Source organism: Anaerocolumna sp., from assembly GCF_032079385.1.
Taxonomy (GTDB): Bacteria; Bacillota; Clostridia; order Lachnospirales; family Lachnospiraceae; genus Anaerocolumna.
Genome location: NZ_DAMAUC010000009.1, coordinates 1 through 21528, shown reverse-complemented (window position 1 = coordinate 21528; position 21528 = coordinate 1). Strand labels below are relative to the sequence as shown.

Sequence of the window (21528 nt, the reverse complement as noted above, 5' to 3'; positions counted from 1 at the left end):
CCAACAAGGGAAAGTAATCAAGCGATACAGTAGTTGATAAATTTTATTAATAAAAGCACTTGACATACAAATACAATAGGTGTAATATGAAATCATCAAAGACACCCCCACCCAGGGGGTATGGGATGAGGTGAAAGAATGAATGGCGAAAAAGAGAATGCCTTAAAAACTTTAAAGATCGCAAAGGGTCAAATTGAAGCAACAATAAAGATGCTTGAAGAAGAGCGCTACTGTGTAGATGTATCCAATCAGATCGTAGCTACCCAATCTCTTTTAAAGAAAGCGAATCTATTGATTATAAAGCAGCATATGAATCACTGTGTTATGGAAGCTTTTGAACATGACAAAGGAAGTGAGAAGATAGACGAAGTAATAGACCTTTTATCAAAAGTAATAGGTAAGTAATATAAAGTCAGGTAGTGATTCATTGCCTGATATAGAACTATAAAGGAGGGAAAAGATTTGGCAAGTAAAACATTAAAAATAGAAGGAATGACCTGTGCTTCTTGCGCAAAGGCAGTTGAAAGAGCAACGAAAAAACTGCAGGGTGTTACAGAGTCAAGCGTTAATTTAGCAACAGAAAAGTTAAGTATCAGCTTTGATGAAGCTAAAGTTACTGTTGAAGATATTCAGGGAGCAATTGATAAAGCAGGCTATAAGGCATTAAACGATAATGCTGCCAAGACATTAAAAGTACAGGGAATGACTTGTGCATCCTGTGCTAAGAACATTGAAAGGGTTACAAGAAAACTGGAGGGTGTAGAAGAATCCAATGTTAACTATGCCACTGAGAAACTAACCATCAGTTATGACTCTTCTAAACTCAGAATGTCAGATATAAAAAAGGCTGTTGAGAAGGCAGGGTATAAGCTGATAGAAGAAGAAACTTCAGTAGACGCAGATAAGGAAAGAAAAGAAAAAGAGATAAAGACATTATGGAAGAAATTTATTGTATCTGCCATATTTACTGTGCCATTGCTTTATATAGCCATGGGTCATATGGTAGGTCTTCCCCTTCCTGGATTCCTACATCCGGATATGCATCCTGTAACCTTTGCTTTAGTGCAATTAGCATTAACAATTCCGGTTGTTATTGCAGGCAACAAATATTACAGAGTTGGATTTAAATCCTTATTCAGAGGAAGCCCCAATATGGATTCCCTGATCGCAATCGGTACTTCCGCCGCTATCCTTTATGGTATATTTGCTACCTACAAAATACTGGGAGGAGAAAGTCACTATGCAATGGATTTATACTTTGAATCCGCAGGTGTTATTATTACTTTAATTACACTGGGTAAATATTTGGAAGCGGTGTCAAAAGGCAAAACCTCAGAAGCTATTAAGAAACTTATGGGACTTCAGCCTAAAACAGCCATTATCATCAGAAATGGAGTAGAAGTTGAGATGCCTATTGATGAAGTGGAAGCAGGAGACATTATCGTCGTAAAACCAGGTGAAAAGATGCCGGTAGACGGTGAAGTAATCGAAGGCATGACTTCCGTTGATGAATCCATGTTAACCGGTGAAAGTATTCCCGTTGAAAAAAATGTTGGTGATAAAATCATAGGCGCAAGTATTAATAAAAATGGTTCCATCAAATATAAAGCAACTAAAGTCGGTAAAGATACCGCACTTGCACAAATCATTCAACTGGTAGAAGATGCTCAGGGCTCCAAAGCCCCTATTGCTAAAATGGCGGATATTATATCCGGATACTTTGTTCCAATTGTTATCACATTAGCTGTAATATCCGGTTTGGCTTGGTATTTCTTTGGCGGCGAATCAGCAATATTTGCAATTACTATATTTATATCTGTTCTTGTTATAGCCTGCCCATGTGCTTTAGGTCTTGCTACACCAACGGCTATCATGGTAGGTACCGGTAAAGGCGCAGAACATGGAGTATTAATTAAAAGCGGTGTTGCCTTAGAAACAGCACATAAGATACAAACAATCGTATTCGACAAAACAGGTACTATTACAGAGGGTAAACCTAAGGTAACTGATGTAGTGGTGACAAATGGCATTACTAAAGATGATTTATTACAATTAGCAGCTTCTGCTGAAAAAGGTTCGGAACATCCCCTTGGTGAAGCCATTGTAAAAGGTGCAGAAGAGAAGGGCCTTACCTTTAAGAAATTGGATGCTTTTAAAGCAATTCCTGGATTAGGAATTGAAGTTACAGTAGAAACTAAAAAACTTCTTCTTGGTAATATAAAACTAATGCAGGATAGAAATATATCCTTAGAAAGCTTGGAGGAAATCTCTGATAAACTTGCTTCAGAAGGTAAAACACCTATGTATATTGCAATTGATGAAAAAATAGCTGGAATCGTAGCAGTTGCAGATACGGTAAAAGAAAACAGTAAGAAGGCAATTGGCAGACTCCACCAGATGGGAATTGAAGTTGCCATGATTACCGGTGATAACAGGAGAACTGCAGAAGCAATTGCAAAACAAGTAGGTATTGACAGAATATTAGCGGAAGTATTACCACAGGATAAAGCAAACGAAGTGAAAAAACTTCAGGCAGAAGGCAAGAAGGTTGCTATGGTTGGTGACGGTATTAATGATGCTCCTGCTTTAGCACAGGCAGATATCGGTATTGCAATCGGTTCCGGCACCGATGTTGCTATGGAATCTGCAGATATTGTATTAATGAGAAGTGATTTAATGGATGTTCCAACTGCCATTCAGCTTTCTAAGAGCACCATACGAAACATCAAACAGAATCTATTCTGGGCGTTTGGATATAATACATTAGGAATTCCAGTTGCGATGGGTGTTCTTCATCTCTTTGGAGGACCGCTATTAAATCCTATGATTGCAGCAGCAGCCATGAGCCTTAGTTCCGTATCCGTACTCACTAACGCATTAAGATTAAAGAATTTTAAACCGATAAAATAAATTTAAACCAGTAAAAATAAATCCTTTTATTAAGGGTTCATATAGATGCACTAAATAGTTATATAATTTAAAATCAGGAGGACATTACTATGACAAAGAAAATAGCAATTGAAGGAATGAGCTGTCAGCATTGCGTCAGCCACGTAAAGGAAGCATTAAGTGAACTAAATGGAGTTACAAGTGTAGAGGTTAATTTAGAAGGAAAATCTGCTGTTTTAGAAGCATCCGAAGAAGTAAAGGATGAGGATATTAAATTTGCAGTAGATGATGCTGGATATGAAGTTGTAAATATAGAAAACATGTAAAAAAGTAGATGTGGGCATTGCCCCGGTGTCATTCTTACTGTTTTGTCATTCTAAGTAAAGTTTTACGAGATTGAATTGGAAATTATAAAGTTTTGATTGGCTTAATTTTCACGATTCTGTTTCAGGTACACGCTTAGAATGGCAAAGCAGTGTTTTTTAATTTCTTAAAGAAAGTTTATGGTGTTATGTTTCAGCTTTAATTATATCTTTGCAAGGATAGTTTATAGTTCTATGGCAGTTTAAGAAAGGGGAAAATTATGTTTAAAAGAATAAAACAGGCAATCGATAAATATTTTCAAGATATGGCGAAAGAAAATGAACAGCTCTATGGAAAAGAAAGAATGGATTGCTGTAAATTGAATAAATCCAAGAAGGGGTAATCCTATGGGTACCGGTTCCAAAAGAATTTTAGTTGTAGATGATGAAGTCAAAATTGTTGAATTTACAGAAGTTTACCTTATTAACAGTGGTTATGAAGTATATAAAGCATACACAGGCAAGGAAGCCCTTGCCTTATTTCAAACCCAAAAAATTGATCTTGTATTATTAGATTTAATGCTGCCGGATATTAGTGGTGAGCAAATCTGTAATGAGATTAGGAGGATTTCCAAGGTTCCTATTATTATGCTTACAGCAAAATCCGGTGATGAAAATATTATTCATGGACTGGATATTGGTGCAGACGATTATATGACGAAGCCCTTTAGCCCAAGGCAAATGGTTGCAAGGGTAAATGCTTTGCTGCGAAGAGTTCAGGAAGAAATTGCTTCAGACCAAAAGAAATGTATTTTAGCCTTTCATGAAGATGACTTAATTATCAATCACTCTGATTATACTGTTAAAAAGGCAGGAGAAACTATCAGCCTTACACCCAGTGAGTTTAAGATCTTGTATACTTTAGCCCACCGCCCTAACAAAGTATTTACCAGAGAAGAGTTAATCCATATTGCTTTTGATGACGATTATCTGGGATACGACAGAACCATAGACTCTCACATTAAAAATCTGCGTGCTAAAATAGAAGATAATTCAAAAGAATGTACGTATATATTAACTGTCCGAGGTGTTGGCTATAAATTTGGAGGTGACTAAACTGGGTTTCTCATTAAGAAGTAAATTAACAATATCCTATATATTCATTGTTGTAACAGTTGTAGGCCTTATAAGCTTAATGGCTAATATCAGCGTACAGAACAAATTTCAGGATTTTGTAATACACAAACAGAATAAACAGACCCAGGAGATTTTGGAACAAATTTCTTTGAGCTATGATGAAAATTTGGACTGGGACACCAACTACATTGGAATTGTAGGAATGAATGCTTTGCAAAACGGTCTGATTATTAAAGTAGAAAATAATAATAATCAAAGTATTTGGTCAGCCAATGAACATAATCATGGTTTATGCCAGGATATGATAACAAATATGTGGAGTAATATGAACCAATATTCTGGTAAATGGGAAGGCAGATACCAGGAAAAGGTATATCCAATTATCAGTAAGGGTGAAACCATCGGTACCCTTACAACCGGTTTTGTAGGACCTTATTATTTTACGGATGAAGAATTAATATTTATAGAAGCATTGAATCATTTATTCATAGGGATCGGTATCGGTTCTCTGGTATTAGCCTTTGGTTTGGGAATACTTATGTCCTATCGAATCAGCAAACCTCTCAATAAGGCAGCCAATAAAGCAGCATTACTATCGCAGGGGAAATATAAGGAGAAGCTTACGGATGCATCCAATACGAAAGAAATAAGTATTTTAATGAACACCATCAACAATCTTTCCGATGCTTTAGAACATAAAGAGCAATTACGTAAACAGCTGACTCAGGATGTTGCCCATGAATTAAGGACTCCCCTCACCTCTGTACAGGGTACGATGGAAGCCATGTTAGATGGAATCTGGGAAGTGGATAAAGAAAGACTGACAAGCTGTTATGATGAAATCATGCGAATCAAACGACTAATAGGAAGTATCGAAGATTTATCCAAAGTGGAAAATGAAAATGCACTTCTTCATAAAGAAAACTTTGACTTATCAAACTTACTTATAAGGCTGTTAAATAATTTTGAAAGTGAATTAGCGGAAAAGGATATAAGTGTGGATTATGACCGCCGATCGGTATACCTTAATGCTGACCAGGACAAAATGAGCCAGGTATTCAATAACCTAATATCCAATGCAATCAAGTATTCTGATAAAGGGGGCAAAATCCAAATCCATATTTCCGATTCTCATAAGAAGGTTGAGATTAGGGTGAAAGATATCGGAAAAGGAATCAGCCAAGAGGATCTTCCACATATATTTGAACGTTTCTACCGTGCAGATAAATCAAGAAACAGAAATACGGGCGGTATAGGTATAGGTTTAACTATTACCAAAACCATTATTGAAGCCCATGAAGGGACTATAGATGTTGAAAGTAAGTTAGGAGAAGGAACGGAATTTATCATAATACTTCAACGTTGAGAAATAAACTAAAGAATAAATAAAAGTAATAGAGACTGTAAATAAATAAGTATCATTCTTAACCTGTAAGATGAAAATCTTAATTAATAAATTTCATTTAATCAGGTTTAGAATGACACTTATTAGCTGCTACATTAAGTTAATTACTTATATTTTTAATCTTCCTGCATCGCTGATTTAGCTAATTCTTTATCTTCTTTACTCGCTGGGAAAAGAAGACTTGCTAAAATTGAAACAATACAACATACAGCCGCTGGTGAACTTATAAGAGGTTGTACTGCAACAAGGAATGGCTGTAAAAACTGTGGAAATGTATCAATAGCAAGATTCATAGCGGTAAGGCCGATACCAAAAGAGAATGTAATACCAACTATAGTTGCGTTTCTTTCAGAGAAGCCTGCCTTAGCTATCATTTTAATACCATTTAATGTAATCATAGCAAATACGGATATGATAGCACCACCCAATACAGCATCCGGTATTGTCTGAAACACAGCTGCAAGTTTTGGAAACAAACCGCAAATTGCGAGAAAGATTGCACCAACAGCAATACACCATTTGTTTACGATTTTAGTCATTGCAATGATTCCGGCATTTTGTCCGAAAGCGGTATTAGGCATAGCATTACAGCAGTTTGCTAATGTCGAACCAAGTGCATCTGCTAAAATAGCTCCTGATGTTTCTTCTGGACTTGGCTCACGGTCAAAAGCGGCTATAGTGATACCACCTGTATTTCCTATAGTTTCAAGCCCTGAAATTACATAGAACAATGCGAAATTCAATATGCCGGAAATAGAAAATTTCAATCCAAAGTGGAAAGGAAGGGGTACTGCTACAATCCCTGCTGCATTGATAGCACTAAAGTCAACCATTCCAAGAGGTATTGCTACAATGTATCCAACAGCTAAAGAGATAAGAAGAGCAGAATTCTTTACAATTCCTTTTCCAAACTTTTGAAGCACAAGTACAAGTACAAATACAAAAAATGCAACCCCCAAATTTCGTGCCGATCCAAATATACCTGTAAATCGATATTTATCTGGATTAGCAGCAAAAGCAGCACTGTCTGCCGCTGCGGCTGAACCGCCGTTAAAATAATTTGCACCAGCACTTAAAAGATTAAGTCCTATAGCAATAAGGGTAGTTCCAACAACAATTGGAGAAAATAAATTTGAAAGTTTTTTGTAAAAGAACCCCATCAAAACTTCTGTCATACTACCAACAATTGAACATCCCAGAACTAAAGCATATATATCTCTAGGATCGGTAAGCCCTATGGATGGAGCTATTTCTGTTGCGACTATACTTGCTACTGCTACGAAAGCAAAGGAGGTTCCCATTACAATTGGCAAGTTAGCACCAATCCTATAGCTTTTTCCAAGTTTAATAGGATATAACTGAATTAATGTTGTAAGTCCTGAAACTATCATAGCCGAAGAAAGCATAATAGTCTTATCTTCTGGTGCAAGACCGCATATACTTGCAATAATAAGTATGGGTGCCAAATTACCTGTAAACATCGCGAGGATGTGCTGAAGACCGAGTGGAAATGCTACTGATAAACTAGGTTTCCCCTCCATCTGATAGATCAATTTTTTATCTTCTGAATTACCCATTTAAAGCTTCTCCTTTCAAACAAAAAAATACCTTTTCTATCTTTCTATCTCTAATATTTTCTTTATATCATCCGTTTATTTATCTAACCATGTATAATATGATGATTTTTGACAAGTATTTAACATACATAAATCATCTAAAAACTTTCTAATATGACTTTTCCCAATATTTAATGACTTCATATTTGGTTTAATACGGAATGCCCCAAAAAATTCCTGCAATATATGCAGATAGTATATAACCTCCTTCCATAATATTAAGTTTTGTGTCTTTTCTGTAACAAGTATTTCCTTAAAACACAATTTGTAATAACATTTTTACTAAATTCCCCCTAAGAATATCATGTTAATTATATCACATTGGTAAAAATCCGAAAGGGGATAATCTTACCATTTAATACAAAAAATAATCTTGTTATTGGTAAATGAAATGATAATGGTGTATTTATGCTAATAAAAGCAATCACTTATGGGTTTAAAAAATATTATTTAAATATTATTTTAAATATATTAATTGTTAGAACGAAAGGAATATTCACAATGTTGGTCTAATCTTACTACTATGCTTAACGGTTTTTGCTTTTTTAGTGATTTGATTTAAAAGAACTATTATAAATATATGAGATAGGATAGATAAGAAAAGAATGAAAAAGAAAAGTATTCGATTTTTCTGACTTTTTGAGAGTTGATTAACCTATGAGATATGAAAAACAGTTGACAGATATCCTGCTTCAAAAAGTAGGATATCTGCCAAAAACAAGATCTATAACGACATAAATTAAAAACAAGATTTATAACGACATAAATTAAAAACAAAGATTTATAAAGGACATAAATTGATATATGATTTTATTGCACTACCCACAAATTTTGCGGCGCCTTCACCATATATTTTGTCATTAGCCTCAATAATCGCCTCATTAGTAAGATAGCCTTCCGCCACCATATCCCAATAATTATCTCCCATATCAAGGCCAAAAGTAGTTTCATTGAATAAGTCTACAATATCCTTTACAATATCCTGTACTTCTTTCGATGAAACATCTCTTGTCAAATCCGAAGTGAGTTTCTTATTTAACTCTGTATTTTTAGCTACATAATCAATGTCGCTATTTTTTAAAGAATTTATTTTTTCTATTGTTTCTGAAAAGTTATCTAGATTTTTCTTCATTGCTTCTGTATATTTTTCAATACTGCCATATTGCTTTATTGCTATCTTGGCTATTTCTGATTCTTTATTTTCGAAAAGCTCTGTCATTTTATCAAATTCTTTTACACTTCCCCATTGCTTAATAATCTCGTCTGTGTGGGTTTCTCTAAATTTTTGCAATGCATTAAAATATTCACTCATATCAAATTCTTTAAAACTCATACATTTTTCTCCTTTCTCCAGTCTTTCTAATAATTCCAATAATCCATTAAGCCTATCTCTCTTTGCCTGAATAAGCTCTTTTTGTTGTCTATAGGCTTGTATTTTATCGTAATTTGGATTTTCTATTATCTCTTTTATATCTTTTAACTGAAAATCCAGTTCTTTAAAAAATAAAATCTGCTGTAAAACCTCAAGTGAATCGTCATTATAAAGTCTGTATCCGGCATCGGTAACTTGACTTGGTTTAAATAGACCAATCTCATCATAGTATTGCAATGTTCGGATACTAATCCCGGTTAACTGTGAAACTTGCTTCACTGTTTTCATGCTCATCACTCCTAAACTAATTTTTAGGATTTCAAACCATAAAAGGCTTTGCCGGCTTTAAGTCTTCTATTGGTTAACCATCCCAATTCATATAATACACTATCACGCAACGTGAGGGTCAACAACTTTTAATACATTTAAATACATTTAAACATTTAAAACATTTAAATGTTTTTTGTACTTTTAGATTAATAGTAGTTTTAGGATTTTAAAATTCAACGAATTTCGTCCCAATATTTTCTGTAAAGATTCTATCATGCTCTACTAGCAGTATAGTTGGCTGAAATTCATTAATTAGCTGTTCAATCTGCATACGTGAGAAGATGTCTATAAAGTTTAAAGGTTCATCCCATATATACAGATGTGCCTGCTCACAAAGGCTTTTTGCAATTAAGACTTTTTTCTTCTGCCCCCCACTATAGTTTTCCATTGGTTTTTCAAACTGCACACGTTCAAAATCCAGTTTTCTAAGAAGGGCTTTAAACAGGGTTTCATCTAATTCCTTATTATAAATAAAATCGTCTAAAGTTCCTTTTAGGTGAGAAGTATCCTGAGATACATAGGAGATTTTAAGTCCACTTGCTATTTCCAGGGTGCCGGTAGTTTTAATGTCCTCACCTAAAATCTTCTTAATAATACTGGATTTGCCGCATCCATTCCGGCCTTGTAAAATAACACGATCACCATTACCAATGGAAAAATTCAGATCCCTTGTTATCTTCTTATCATCATAATATATTGCAAGGTCTTTTGCCATTACCAGAATATCTTTGTGATGGATTAATGAGATAATCTTTAAATTATCAACCGTTTCAATGTTTTTCAATAACTTAGATTTTTCCTCTATTGCATGTTCCTGTCTGCGTTCCAGATTTTTTCGTCGCTGCTGCATTCGCCTTGATTTTTCACCAATATAACAACGGGTGTCAATGTTTTTTTCTGTATTTGGATCCCGGCCGATTTTGGTTGCTTCTACTTTATCCGCCCAATTACCAGCAGCTTTGGCGGATTGATTCAATCGTCGGATTTCTTTCTTTAGTTTTTCATTTTCAGCTAGTTCAAACTCATCCTGCCTTTTCTTATTTTCCCACCAGGAGCTAAAATTACCTTGTTCTACAGTTATATTTTCTTTATTAATAACCAGCACATGGTCGATACAAGAGTCTAAGAAATCTCGGTCATGAGATACCAGGATAAAACCTTGTTTGCTGTTAAGGTAGTCTTTTACCACATCTCTTGTGGGCATATCAAGGTGATTGGTAGGTTCATCTATCAGTAAAAACTGGTTTTCTCTGGAAAATAAAACAGCTAACATAACCTTTGTCTGTTCTCCGTTACTTAGCGTGGAAAAAGGACGATATAAAACCTCAGCATCCACTTCAATTAGTGTCAGTTCCCTGCAGACTTTCCATAATTCATAATCGGGATAAAGTTCTTCTATAATATCAATGGTATTATTCTTCTTATTTTCTTCTGGTATTTTAAAAGGAAAATAATCAAAAGAAACGCTGGCACTGATATGGCCGCTATATTCATATTTGTCTAAAAGTAGATTTAGGAAAGTGGTCTTACCCCTTCCGTTTCGCCCGATAAATCCAAGTTTCCATTCTGTATCTATCTGAAAAGAAACATTTTCAAAAATATTATCATAACTGCCATCATAGCAGAATGTTAAATTGCTTACATTAATCTGTGACATAATAACCTCGATTCCGGTGCTTAACACCTTTTATTTTATTCTGATTATTAGAATAAAAAATAGGATGCAAGAAGAATCTGCATCCTAATAAGGTCTTATAAATCCATGTTGAGGTTTCATAAAGGATTTACACAGTCATTATATTTACACTAAATAAAATATTGAACCATGTAAATTACCAAACTATATATTCGTAATATATATATATATTTATTTATGAAAAGATTAGAAGACAGTTTCTTGCAATAAGCATAAAAAGAGAAGCAGCGGTATCTGCTATCAAATATGCTCCTATATTTCATTCATTATTTGCAAGAAGTATTCTCCATCTTTTCATCTCCAATCATTTTATATCATTATGGTCATTTTAACAAAGAATAAATATGAAGTCAATATAAATTATAACACAGTATTGTAAACCAAAATAAAAAAATGGTTTACAATTTAAAAAGTTAATGTTATAATTTCCTTATTGGAGGAAATAAAGATGTCGGTAAAGAGCAGAGTATTAGAAGTACTGGAGAAGAATCGTTCCAAAGCCATATCAGGACAAGAATTGGCAGACTACTTGTCTGTATCCCGGGCAGCTATCTGGAAAGCGATTCGTTCCTTAAAGGAAGAAGGCTATCAGATCGAAGCCACAACCAATAAGGGTTATCTACTTTTGGATAACAACGATATATTGTCAGGAGAGGGAATTAAAACTTATTTGAGGCCGGAATATCAAAATAATCCGATTATTGTATACAAACAGATTGATTCTACTAACCTGCAAGGGAAAAAAATAGCTGCCACCGGTACAAAACATGGAACCGTTATATTAGCAGAAGAGCAGACAGAAGGAAGAGGCAGGCTTGGAAGAAACTTTTTTTCTCCTGCACAAACTGGAATTTATATGAGTATTATTTTAAAACCTCAAAAATCACTGAATGATTTTTTGTTGATTACAGTTGCAGCAGCGGTAGGAGTATGCAGGGTAATAAAGAGATTAACAGGTAGGGAACCTCAAATAAAATGGGTTAATGATATATTTCTGGATAATAGGAAAATATGCGGAATCCTTACGGAAGCAGTCAGTAATTTTGAAATTGGTATGGTAGAAAGTGTTATATTGGGAATTGGATTAAATATTAAAACTGATGAGAATCAATTCCCAGAAGAATTGCGTGAAATAGCAGGTTCACTATTTCCGGAGGGTATAACCCGGAATCAGATTGCGGCAGAGATTATCAATGAAATTATGAATCTGTCCGAAAATCTTGAGGATAAATCCTTAATAGTAGAGTATAAAGAGTATTCTTTAGTGCTTGGAAAAGTAATCAATTACTATAAGAATGGAGAATCCTATACCGCCAAAGCCATTGACATAAATAATCAGGGTAATCTGGTTGTTGAAAATGAACAAGGAGAAACCTACGTTATACAATCTGGTGAAGTAAGTATAGGCAGCAGACAGATGTTGGAAACCTCAAAACATCCATATTAAAGTTAGATGCAAAGCCTTCTTCATTAGCCTAAGTAGAATAGCAAGAACCATAACAAAAAATGTAAAAGTCAATGTAAAGATTTATAAAAATCAAGATTCTTATGAATCTGAAATTCTAAGTAACATGAATTATTAGTATTGAAAATTAAATCAAGAACATAGGATTGGAGTTGCAAATGGAACATATAGAGAAAAAGAATAGAAGTCTTATAAATAACAGAAAAAAGAATAGTAGAAACCGAAATGTTACATTAAATCTAGTTATGACAGGCATGTTTTCCGCTTTGCTAATTGTACTGTCGCAGCTATCTATTCCGACCCCTACCGGTGTACCCATTACATTACAAACCTTTGCAGTGGCAATTACAGGTGTCATTTTAGGTTGGAAGTTTGGCTTTGTATCAACTTTGATTTACATATTATTAGGTATTGCCGGACTGCCGGTATTCGCGAATTTTAAAGCAGGATTACAAGCAATTGCCGGACCTACAGGAGGATTCATTTATGGATTTCTTTTAATGGTTATACTTTGCGGAGTAGGTGCCAAAAGAAAAAACATATTACAGGGAATCTTAATTGGACTAGTGGGGCTTATGGGATGTCATGCATTAGGAATTAACCATTATGCTTTCTTAAGCAATATATCCTTTTGGAAATCGGCCTTACTGGTTTCTATTCCATACCTCATAAAAGATGTGGTATCTATAGTATTGGCTTTTGTGATAGGAATACAAGTGAAAAAATCCATTGGAAATTATGGATATAAACGATAAATAGAATGACACATATACGTATTTGATGTTCTATCTTGGTGCTGTACGTAGCAATTGAAAACATTGTTCCCTTGACCAGTATTTCCGATGGAAGTGGTTCATGTTATAAAATAAGAAAAATTAAATAGGTTTAAACTGCATTTCCCAAGAATTGTGAGGAGCCGTCCTTTACATTTTGAGGGAAATTTTTTTGCATGAAGAAAATATTGTGAAAAATGAGAAAATTTAGTAGAACTATTGACAGAAATAGAAAAAAGGGTTAGAATAAGTTTATGCAAACGGTTGCATAAAGAGACGGAGGATAAAATGGCAGTTACAATTAAAGATATTGCAAAGAAAGTGGGAGTTTCTCCATCCACGGTATCACGGGTGGTAAATGGAAATACTCTGATATCAAAAGAAACAAGGGATAAGATTTTTGCGGCGATGAAGGAGATGGACTATCATCCAAACAGCCTTGCAAGGAATTTGGCCAACGGCAGTACCCATACAATCGGACTGGTGATTGACGCACAGGATGATAATACATTTTCAAATGCTTTTTTTAATAGAAGTGTATATGCAATAGAAACAGTTCTACAGCAAAATGGGTATAACCTGCTAATTACCAATGATAGGGAGGATAAAAATTGTTCTCCCGTAGAAAAGCTAATTTTGGAAAAAAGAGTGGACGGAGTTATTTTACCAAGTTCCAGCGTGACACAAAAGCTTATTGATTTGCTACGGAAAAATGACTTTCCTTTCATTATCCTGGGAGAACCGGAGATTGAAAAGAATGAAACCAGCTGGGTGGATGTAAACAATCTGCTGGGTGGCGAAATGGCAGCAAAACATTTGCTGGGTCAGGGATATGGGTCCATTGCCTTTATTCTGGAGAACCAGGCTACGGTATTTGCCAGAAACCGTGTGCAGGGGTATAGGAAAGCATTGGAGGAGAATGGATGTAAGGTGAATGGGGACTATATCATTGATTGCAAAGGAAATTGCGAGGCAGCCTATGAGTCAGTCAGGGAATTGATATCCTTACAGGAGAAACCGGATGCGGTTTTATGTGCAAATAATATGATTGCCTATCAGGTATTACGTGCACTCAGGGATAATTTAATTTCGGTGCCTGAGGATATGGCAGTTATGTCCTTTGATAATTATCCCTTTGCGGAATATATGGATCCACCTCTTTCTGTGGTGGATGTAGACACATTCCGTTTAGGTGAACAAGCGGCAACGGATTTAATAAAAAAGATTCAAAATGCGGATTATGAAAATCAGCAAACCATGATTGCAACCGAATTAATCTTTAGAGAATCTACGAAAAGAAAAAAATAAGGATGTAAAGAAAGGATAGGATATGTTAAAAGAAGCAATTTCTCATGAAAATACCATACGCTTTGTACATGCAAAATCAAGGGAGTGCTTAAACTTTCGCATCCGGGTCGGAAGGCAGGATATGAAACGATGCCAGCTCATATATTTTTCAAGAACCAATCCGGATGAAAAAAAACGAGTAGATATGATTTGGAAGTACAGGGACCGGTGGTTTGATTATTATGAGGCGGAGGTTTGTTTTAAGAAAGTTGCAAGGTACCAAAAATATTATTTCTGCCTTGAAGACAGAAGGGGCGAAGTGGAATATCTGGGAGTGAATGGTTTTACCGGCACAGAACCGGAGGATGGATTGTTTGAGTTTCTTTATGCCAATGAAGGAGATATTTATGAGATACCAGGCTGGGCAAAGGGACAGATTTTCTATCAGATTTTTCCGGAACGCTTTGCTAACGGAAGAAAGGACAATGACCCGGAGGGCTGTGTGTCCTGGGGCAGCACTCCGACCCGGGAAAATTACATGGGAGGAGATATTGCCGGAATTCGCCGGCATTTGGACTATCTAAAAGAGCTGGGGATTGGGTGCATTTATTTTAACCCTATATTCAAGGGTGACTTTAACCATAAATATGCTACCACGGACTATTATAAGATTGACCCCATGCTTGGAACGGAGGAAGAATTCCGGGAGCTGGTAGCAGCCTGCCATGAAAGAAAAATCAAAGTAATATTGGATGGAGTTTTTAACCACACAGGGATTCATTTTGAACCTTTTCAAGATATTTTAAAGAATCAGGAAGCCTCCAGGTATAAAGAGTGGTTTTATATCACAGAATATCCGGTCAGTATTTCCCACCACAATTATGAGTGTGTGGGAGCTTACAAATGGATGCCCAAGCTGAATACCTCAAACCTGGAGGTGGTGGAATACATATTAAAAGTGATGGAGTACTGGATTCGGGAGTATCATATTGACGGATGGCGTCTGGATGTAGCTGATGAGGTGGATAAGAGGGTATGGCAAAGAGCAAGGGCTTGCTTAAAAGCAAAATATCCTGATTGTCTTTTGCTGGGAGAAACTTGGGGATATGGGCTGAATATGATGCAAGGAGATCAGATGGACAGCGTGATGAACTATGTGTTCCGTGATTTTACCAGAGATTTTTTTGCATATGAAGCTATCGATGCAAGGGAGCTTGACCACAGGATAAACCAGATGCTTTCAGCTTATTTTGGGGAAGCGAAGCATGGATTGTATAATCTGCTGGACAGCCATGATACGGAACGTTTTTTGACTATGAGCAAGGAAGATAAGCGGCGATTGAAGCTCGCTGCTGCATTCCAGTTTTTATTTCCGGGAGCTCCGGCCATTTATTATGGAGATGAAATCGGCATGACAGGAGAAAATGATCCTGATTGCCGGAAAGCAATGAAGTGGGAGCAAGAAGAGCAGGATAGGGAACTTTATAGCTGGTACTGCCGGATGGCGGCACTCAGGAAGAAAGAAAGATGCATCCGGGAAGGAAATTATGTAACGAACCTGTGCGGTGAAAAAGAGGGAGTGTTCGGGTTCATCCGTTATGATGAAGAAGACTGCATTTATGTTGTCTTTAACCGCAGTGAAGAAGAAAACCGGAATTACATTCCTGTCAGAAAGATAGGGAATTACCAGGACCTGGTTACCGGTGAAGAGGCTGTATCCGAGGAAATCATTAAGGGAGAGCATTTCTATAATGGGGATGTTATGGCGTATGAGGGAAAGATAGGAATATACATGGAACCATATGCTGTAAAGATCATAAAAAAAATTAATGGAGGTAGGTAATATGAAAAAAGGAAAAAAAATACTGGCAATTATAATGACAACCGTAATAGGCTTGGCGGCACTCACAGGTTGCAAAAAATCACCAGTAATATCTGAAACTGGCCAGACGACCAAGGAATCAGCGGAAACAAAAAAAACAGGGCAAAAAGAAGTTACAATTAACTTCTGGCATCATTATAGCGCCCAATCAGCAGAAAATACAACTCTTGAGACAGTTTTAATTCCCAAGTTTGAAGAAGAGAATCCAGGGATAAAGGTAAACCCGGTATCTCATGAATGGGCAGATTTGCATGAAAAAATATTAATCAGTGCAAAATCAAATACATTGCCGGATGTTGCAAGGCTTGACAGCGCATGGATTCCGGAATTCCACAAAATGGGAACCCTTGTAGCGCTGGATGAAGAAATAAGCGACTTTTCATCCGTGGCAGATGGATTATTGGAAAGTGCCATGGCTACAGCAAACATAGGCGGGCACGCATATGGGCTGGCGTTAAATACAAATACAAAAATCTTATTTTATAATACAGAAGCCTTCCGGAAAGCGGGGCTGGATGCACCCCAAAATATGGAGGACTTTGTGAATGCGATAAAGACATTATCCGGCACCAACGAAAATGGGCAGACAGTATGGGGTTATAATGAACCGGCACTTGTAGGCTGGAATCTCTGCCCCTTTATCTGGAGTTTCGGCGGGGAACTGACCAACCCGGAACAAACAAAGGCCAGCGGATATATTAACAGTGATAAAACCGTTGCAGCAATCCAGATGCTTGCCGACCTTTATAAAGCCGGGGCAATTACCGGATGGAACAGCGGGGATATCCCAATGACCGATGGGTTTGGTACCGGCCGGTATATGATGATGCTGGAAGGCCCGTGGAAAGTTGCAGAGCTGGCAGGAGCATATCCGGATATGAAGTATGGAACTGTTGATATGCCGGCCGGCGATGGGGGGTCACACTCGGTACTTGGAGGTGAGGATATTGCTATGTTTAATTCGGCCAACAAAGAGGCCGCATGGAAATTCATGAAATTTATGACAGATGAATATGCCCAGATAGCGATGGCAAAATGCGGACAGATTCCTGTTAACAAAAAAGCATTGGAAAACGATATGGTAAAGCAGGCCGACTTTGCTCCGTTCCTGGAAGCCATTAAAAATGCAAAATCACGTCCTACCGTTGCAAGCTGGTCTGAAATCGACAATGAATTGTCTGTTGCAGTCACAGCCGTTATGAACGGGGATAAGACTGCAACAGAAGCAATGGATGAGCTTGCCGTAAAGGTAGATGCATTGCTTACAGCTGAATGAACATGAGTTTTCTCATTTCATTATACTATGATAGAAACCTCAAGTCAATGTGAAATGGCAAACATAATGGGCAGAGAAGGGAACAGAAGAGCAAAGTAGAAGGCGTAATAAGCATAGACAGACTGGATGAAAGAGGAAGAACGGATGCAACAGACAGAACAGGGCAGTAAGTATAACTGATGCATAAGAAATGGAGAAAGATGAAATATGAATAAGACAGCAAAGGGGAAGCAGTGGCAGATTGCGATGCTGCTCCTTCCCGGGTTCTTGGTTTTTGGGGTGTTTACAGTATACCCTCTCATAAAGCTTTTTATCATGAGTTTTTTTAAATGGGACTTCGGTTCTATGCTGGAGCAGCAATTTATCGGGTTGCAAAATTATAAAGAGGTTATATCGGATTCCTATTTTCGCATTTCCTTTGTGAACACGCTGGTATATACTCTTGTAACTGTACCGGCACAGATGGCACTTGGTCTTTTGGTAGCACTTTGTATCAATAGCATTACCCATCTAAAGGTGACCTTCCGGGTTCTTTACTATTTGCCGGTAATTACCTCTTGGGTAATTGCGTCCCTGGTATTTAAGTATATTTTCAACACCGAAGGTATGCTTAACTATATTCTATTTAATGTTCTGCATCTTACGGAGCATAATATCCGGTGGCTGGACAGCAGATGGGGAGGGCTGAGCGTTGCCATGCTGCTTGGGACATGGAAAGGAATCGGCTGGAATATGGTGGTTTTTCTGGCGGCCTTACAGACTGTTCCCACGGAGCTTTATGAGGTTGCAGGAATTGATGGTGCAGGTGCTGTTAAAAAGTTTTTTCATGTAACCATTCCAAGCATTAGGGGAACCATACTGTTTGCTCTGGTCATGCTGACAATCGGAGGTTTTAACGTATTTACCTCCATTAAAATGATAACCGGGGGCGAACCGGGGCATCAGACCGACACCATACTCACCTGGATGTATTACAAAGCTTTCAGTACCGGTAAGTTTGGCTATTCGGCGGCGCTTTCCTTCATTGTTGCGGTTTGCCTGGCGATTTTAGCGGCAGTTCAGTTCCGGTTAATGAAGAACAGGGAAGAGGGGTAGGAAAAAAATGAAAAGAAAGTTAAAACATAAAATAGTAAAAGAAATCCTCCTCTTCCTTTTACTTACGGCGGGACTTCTTATCGTTGTGATGCCCATGATATATATGGTAAGTACCTCCTTAAAGCCAAATGGAGCCTTATATGAATTTCCTCCACGGTTTTTCCCAAGGATTAAGGAGGTAACCCTAGAAAATTATCAGTATATTATCGGAGAAGGAAGATTCTACATAAATTTTGTGAACAGCATTGTTGTTTCGGTTACAACGGTGGCAGCGGCAGCTTTAATAGCAGCAGCCTTGGGATTTTGCATTGCCCGGTTTGATTTTTTAGGAAAGAACCTGTTATTCGTATTCATCATACTAACGATGATTATCCCTGGTATGACGCTGATTGTTCCCCAATACGAATTGGCTGTATGGCTCAAGGTAATAGGTAAGCTTACGGGGCTGATTCCCTTTTATATTGCATGGGTGATCCCTTATTCCACTTTTATGATTAAAGGATTTGTTGAAACCGTACCGAGGGAGTTGGATGAAGCAGTTTATATTGATGGAGGATCGGTTTTTACAGTGTTCTTCCGGATTATACTGCCTTTAACAAAACCGGGGATTGCCTCCGTATCCATCTTCAATTTTTTAACAGCCTGGGAGGAGTTTCCCTGGGCAAATACGGTAATCAATGATAATGCAAAGCGGACATTGCCTATTGCAATTTCAGGCTTCTTTGGACAGCATCAATTTACCCAATGGGGATATGTTTTTGCTCTTTCTGTTCTTAGCTTAATTCCAATTTTGATGGTTTTTATCTTTTGTCAAAAGTTTTTTGTGGCCGGTCTTACAACCGGCAGTGTAAAAGGGTAACGTATAATCCCGCAGCAGGTATGCGGGCCAGAGAAATCCCATATTTGGGTGGAAAGGGGCTTTTATGAACTTAAGGAAAAGAATATCAGCTGCTTTAATGGTAGTGGTACTTTCATTGTCGTCCTTGCTTATTAATCCTTTACCAATCAATACAGCAGCGGAAGGTGCGGTTGTATCTGCACAGGCCTTAGGAGTTACCAACAAAAGTGCTTTAAATGAGACAGATATTGTTTACATGGTTTTAACAGACCGTTTTTATGATGGGAACCCAGCCAACAATGGAACACTGAATGCAGAGTACCGCCCGGGTGAGTTAAAATACACTCAGGGAGGGGATTGGGTAGGATTAAAATCAAAGCTTAATTACATCAAGAATCTTGGTGTAACGGCAATCTGGATTTCACCGCCATCTGAAAATGAGCTGTTTAGCCGGGACGGAAGCGAATCCGGTTACCATGGATATTTTACAAAGGACTATTACAACCCGGATCCTCATTACGGAACTAAACAAGATCTGATTGACCTGGTAGATGAGGCACATAATCTGGGACTTAAGGTGATTTTGGATGTGGTACCAAATCATATGGCAGATTATCTGGAACCTTATGCTTCTTCCTATTCATCTCCCAGCTATCAGCCTGCGGCGCCTTTTAATAATCCATCCTGGTTCCATCAAAACGGAGATATCCTAGATTGGAACAATGAGTGGCAGGTGCAGAACTGTGATCTGGGTGGACTTGATGACATCGACCATTCTAATCCGGATGCACGGGCGGCAATTAAAGATGTGTATAAGATGTGGGTTGACGACACGGGAGTGGATGGCGTCAGAGTAGATGCGGCAAGATCAGTGGACAAGAACTTCCTGAGGGAGTTTGAGGAATATCTTGGTGTTCCAAGTTTCGGAGAAATCTTCGTGGGAGATGTTGACTATGTCAGCGATTATCAGAACTATGAATGGGGTGTGCTTGATTTTCCACTGTTTTTCCAGGCACGGGAAGTATTTGCAAATGATGCAAGTTTTTATAATGTGAAGGCTATTTTAGACCAGGATTACAAGTATAATAACGTAAATCGCTTGGTAACATTTATTGATAATCATGATAGGGACCGCTTTTTATGCCTTGCAAATGATAATTACCAAAAGCTCCGTCTAGCTTTGACCTTTTTGTTCACCACAAGGGGAATCCCGGATGTATATTATGGCACGGAGCAAGAGTGCTATGGTGGAGGAAAGCCAACGGAATGGGCTGGAATCGCAAATAAGGAAAACAGGGAAGTCATGCCAGGGTTTTCAGAGGATGGAGAAATTTTTAAGTATATCCAGAAGCTGACCAGCATCAGGAAGGACTATGCCTGCTTAAGCAATGGAACCCAAAGGGAAATGTGGGTGGAAGATAATATTTATGCATATTCCAGAAGGGATGACAGTACAGGTCAGGAAATCATTACTGTAATTAACAATGGGACAAGCAATGAGACAAGAAACATTCCAATCCGGGCAGAAAGCTCTATTTCCATCGGAACCAAGCTTACCAACCTATTGGATACTGCTGTCACAACAAATGTCATAAGCGGCTCTGTTACCGGAAAACAGATTTCATTGACCATCCCGGCAAAAACAGCCTATGTATTTACTACGGACAATGTATCGCCATATACACCGCCGGCAAAAACAATTACAACAATCCGCGTGCATTATGACGTTGGTCTTGGTAATACTATGTACCTTAGAGGAGGCATTTATCCGCTCTGGTGGGACAAAGGCAGGTCTATGCTTAATATTTCTTCGGATGTATGGGTTTATGAAATTGAGCGTTACGCTGCAGGAGAGGTCTTTGAGTTCAAACCATTGATTAATGATACCACATGGTCAATCGGAAACAATTTTATTGGTGTAGGCGGACAAACAATCGATATTTATCCGAATTTTTAAGGTGGTTTTATTGTTGTATTACACTAAAAATAAACTAAATGGAATGAGCCCTGTACAATACAGGATTCAATCCTCGTTAGTAGCATAATAAAAAGTTAGGTTATTAACAATAGTACGCTTTGCCCAATATGAGGTATTCAGACCATAGAGAGCGGGGGATATTGTATATTGCTTGTTCCATATAGAAATTCGATGGTTCTAATACGAT

Annotated in this window: 17 protein-coding genes; 14 read left to right on the top strand and 3 right to left on the bottom strand. The window is 37.5% G+C overall.

Translation table 11 applies throughout. From position 1 onward, the window contains the following. The first annotated feature begins 138 nt into the window (after positions 1–138). The 6 genes from RT261_RS08910 (at position 139) to RT261_RS08885 (ending at position 5694) form a co-directional block, all read left to right on the top strand. Positions 139–405 carry a metal-sensing transcriptional repressor gene (locus tag RT261_RS08910; protein ID WP_313131924.1) on the top strand — a complete coding sequence of 89 codons (267 nt, stop codon included), beginning with the start codon at positions 139–141 and terminating at the stop codon, positions 403–405. A 57-nt stretch (positions 406–462) separates the two neighbouring features. Continuing rightward, positions 463–2910: a heavy metal translocating P-type ATPase gene (locus RT261_RS08905; RefSeq protein WP_313131923.1), complete on the top strand. Its 2448-nt coding sequence runs from the start codon at positions 463–465 to the stop codon at positions 2908–2910. Positions 2911–2999: 89 nt separating this feature from the next. Then, positions 3000–3215, top strand: coding sequence for a heavy-metal-associated domain-containing protein (locus RT261_RS08900; protein WP_313131922.1), 216 nt, complete (start codon positions 3000–3002; stop codon positions 3213–3215). Between the two features lie 257 nt (positions 3216–3472). Beyond that, positions 3473–3595, top strand: coding sequence for an LDCC motif putative metal-binding protein (locus RT261_RS08895; RefSeq protein WP_313131921.1), 123 nt, complete (start codon positions 3473–3475; stop codon positions 3593–3595). Between the two features lie 4 nt (positions 3596–3599). Next, positions 3600–4307, top strand: coding sequence for a response regulator transcription factor (locus RT261_RS08890; protein WP_313131920.1), 708 nt, complete (start codon positions 3600–3602; stop codon positions 4305–4307). After that, positions 4300–5694, top strand: coding sequence for a sensor histidine kinase (locus tag RT261_RS08885; protein WP_313132078.1), 1395 nt, complete (start codon positions 4300–4302; stop codon positions 5692–5694). Before RT261_RS08890 ends, RT261_RS08885 begins: the two co-directional genes overlap by 8 nt. Positions 5695–5849: 155 nt before the next feature. Here the strand turns inward: RT261_RS08885 and RT261_RS08880 are convergent, their stop codons facing one another. The 3 genes from RT261_RS08880 to abc-f all read right to left on the bottom strand — a co-directional run bounded on the left by RT261_RS08880 (position 5850) and on the right by abc-f (position 10708). Then, on the bottom strand, positions 5850–7310 hold the full coding sequence (locus RT261_RS08880) for a uracil-xanthine permease family protein (protein ID WP_313131919.1): 1461 nt from the start codon (positions 7308–7310) through the stop codon (positions 5850–5852). 820 nt (positions 7311–8130) lie between these two features. After that, entirely contained in the window at positions 8131–9009 is an 879-nt protein-coding gene (locus RT261_RS08875; protein WP_313131918.1) for a MerR family transcriptional regulator, read from the bottom strand. 208 nt (positions 9010–9217) lie between these two features. After that, the gene (abc-f, locus tag RT261_RS08870; protein ID WP_313131917.1) at positions 9218–10708 is read right to left on the bottom strand and encodes a ribosomal protection-like ABC-F family protein; all 1491 of its coding nucleotides are present in this window, start codon (positions 10706–10708) and stop codon (positions 9218–9220) included. A 487-nt stretch (positions 10709–11195) separates the two neighbouring features. On the opposite strand from abc-f, the gene RT261_RS08865 reads away from it, so the two are divergent. From RT261_RS08865 to RT261_RS08830, 8 genes are all read left to right on the top strand, one after another. Next, on the top strand, positions 11196–12194 hold the full coding sequence (locus RT261_RS08865) for a biotin--[acetyl-CoA-carboxylase] ligase (protein WP_313131916.1): 999 nt from the start codon (positions 11196–11198) through the stop codon (positions 12192–12194). A gap of 176 nt (positions 12195–12370) precedes the next feature. Next, positions 12371–12967 carry a biotin transporter BioY gene (locus tag RT261_RS08860; protein WP_313131914.1) on the top strand — a complete coding sequence of 199 codons (597 nt, stop codon included), beginning with the start codon at positions 12371–12373 and terminating at the stop codon, positions 12965–12967. 306 nt (positions 12968–13273) lie between these two features. Next, positions 13274–14293: a LacI family DNA-binding transcriptional regulator gene (locus RT261_RS08855; protein ID WP_313131913.1), complete on the top strand. Its 1020-nt coding sequence runs from the start codon at positions 13274–13276 to the stop codon at positions 14291–14293. Positions 14294–14315: 22 nt separating this feature from the next. Next, complete coding sequence (locus tag RT261_RS08850) at positions 14316–16115, top strand: alpha amylase N-terminal ig-like domain-containing protein (protein ID WP_313131912.1); 1800 nt, start codon at positions 14316–14318, stop codon at positions 16113–16115. A gap of 1 nt (position 16116) precedes the next feature. Then, entirely contained in the window at positions 16117–17430 is a 1314-nt protein-coding gene (locus tag RT261_RS08845; protein WP_313131911.1) for an extracellular solute-binding protein, read from the top strand. A 207-nt stretch (positions 17431–17637) separates the two neighbouring features. After that, on the top strand, positions 17638–18525 hold the full coding sequence (locus RT261_RS08840) for a carbohydrate ABC transporter permease (RefSeq protein WP_313131910.1): 888 nt from the start codon (positions 17638–17640) through the stop codon (positions 18523–18525). Positions 18526–18532: 7 nt separating this feature from the next. Next, positions 18533–19384, top strand: coding sequence for a carbohydrate ABC transporter permease (locus RT261_RS08835; RefSeq protein WP_313131909.1), 852 nt, complete (start codon positions 18533–18535; stop codon positions 19382–19384). Positions 19385–19448: 64 nt separating this feature from the next. After that, positions 19449–21320: an alpha-amylase family glycosyl hydrolase gene (locus RT261_RS08830; RefSeq protein ID WP_313131908.1), complete on the top strand. Its 1872-nt coding sequence runs from the start codon at positions 19449–19451 to the stop codon at positions 21318–21320. Positions 21321–21528: the final 208 nt, after the last annotated feature.

Coding starts and splice junctions, on each gene's coding strand:
- RT261_RS08840 (WP_313131910.1), top strand. CDS start 17,638: ATGAATAAGACAGCAAAGGGGAAGCAGTGGCAGATTGCGATGCTGCTC.
- RT261_RS08865 (WP_313131916.1), top strand. CDS start 11,196: ATGTCGGTAAAGAGCAGAGTATTAGAAGTACTGGAGAAGAATCGTTCC.
- RT261_RS08845 (WP_313131911.1), top strand. CDS start 16,117: ATGAAAAAAGGAAAAAAAATACTGGCAATTATAATGACAACCGTAATA.
- RT261_RS08855 (WP_313131913.1), top strand. CDS start 13,274: ATGGCAGTTACAATTAAAGATATTGCAAAGAAAGTGGGAGTTTCTCCA.
- RT261_RS08830 (WP_313131908.1), top strand. CDS start 19,449: ATGAACTTAAGGAAAAGAATATCAGCTGCTTTAATGGTAGTGGTACTT.
- RT261_RS08895 (WP_313131921.1), top strand. CDS start 3,473: ATGTTTAAAAGAATAAAACAGGCAATCGATAAATATTTTCAAGATATG.
- RT261_RS08835 (WP_313131909.1), top strand. CDS start 18,533: ATGAAAAGAAAGTTAAAACATAAAATAGTAAAAGAAATCCTCCTCTTC.
- RT261_RS08900 (WP_313131922.1), top strand. CDS start 3,000: ATGACAAAGAAAATAGCAATTGAAGGAATGAGCTGTCAGCATTGCGTC.
- RT261_RS08880 (WP_313131919.1), bottom strand. CDS start 7,310: ATGGGTAATTCAGAAGATAAAAAATTGATCTATCAGATGGAGGGGAAA.
- abc-f (WP_313131917.1), bottom strand. CDS start 10,708: ATGTCACAGATTAATGTAAGCAATTTAACATTCTGCTATGATGGCAGT.
- RT261_RS08850 (WP_313131912.1), top strand. CDS start 14,316: ATGTTAAAAGAAGCAATTTCTCATGAAAATACCATACGCTTTGTACAT.
- RT261_RS08875 (WP_313131918.1), bottom strand. CDS start 9,009: ATGAAAACAGTGAAGCAAGTTTCACAGTTAACCGGGATTAGTATCCGA.
- RT261_RS08860 (WP_313131914.1), top strand. CDS start 12,371: ATGGAACATATAGAGAAAAAGAATAGAAGTCTTATAAATAACAGAAAA.
- RT261_RS08910 (WP_313131924.1), top strand. CDS start 139: ATGAATGGCGAAAAAGAGAATGCCTTAAAAACTTTAAAGATCGCAAAG.
- RT261_RS08890 (WP_313131920.1), top strand. CDS start 3,600: ATGGGTACCGGTTCCAAAAGAATTTTAGTTGTAGATGATGAAGTCAAA.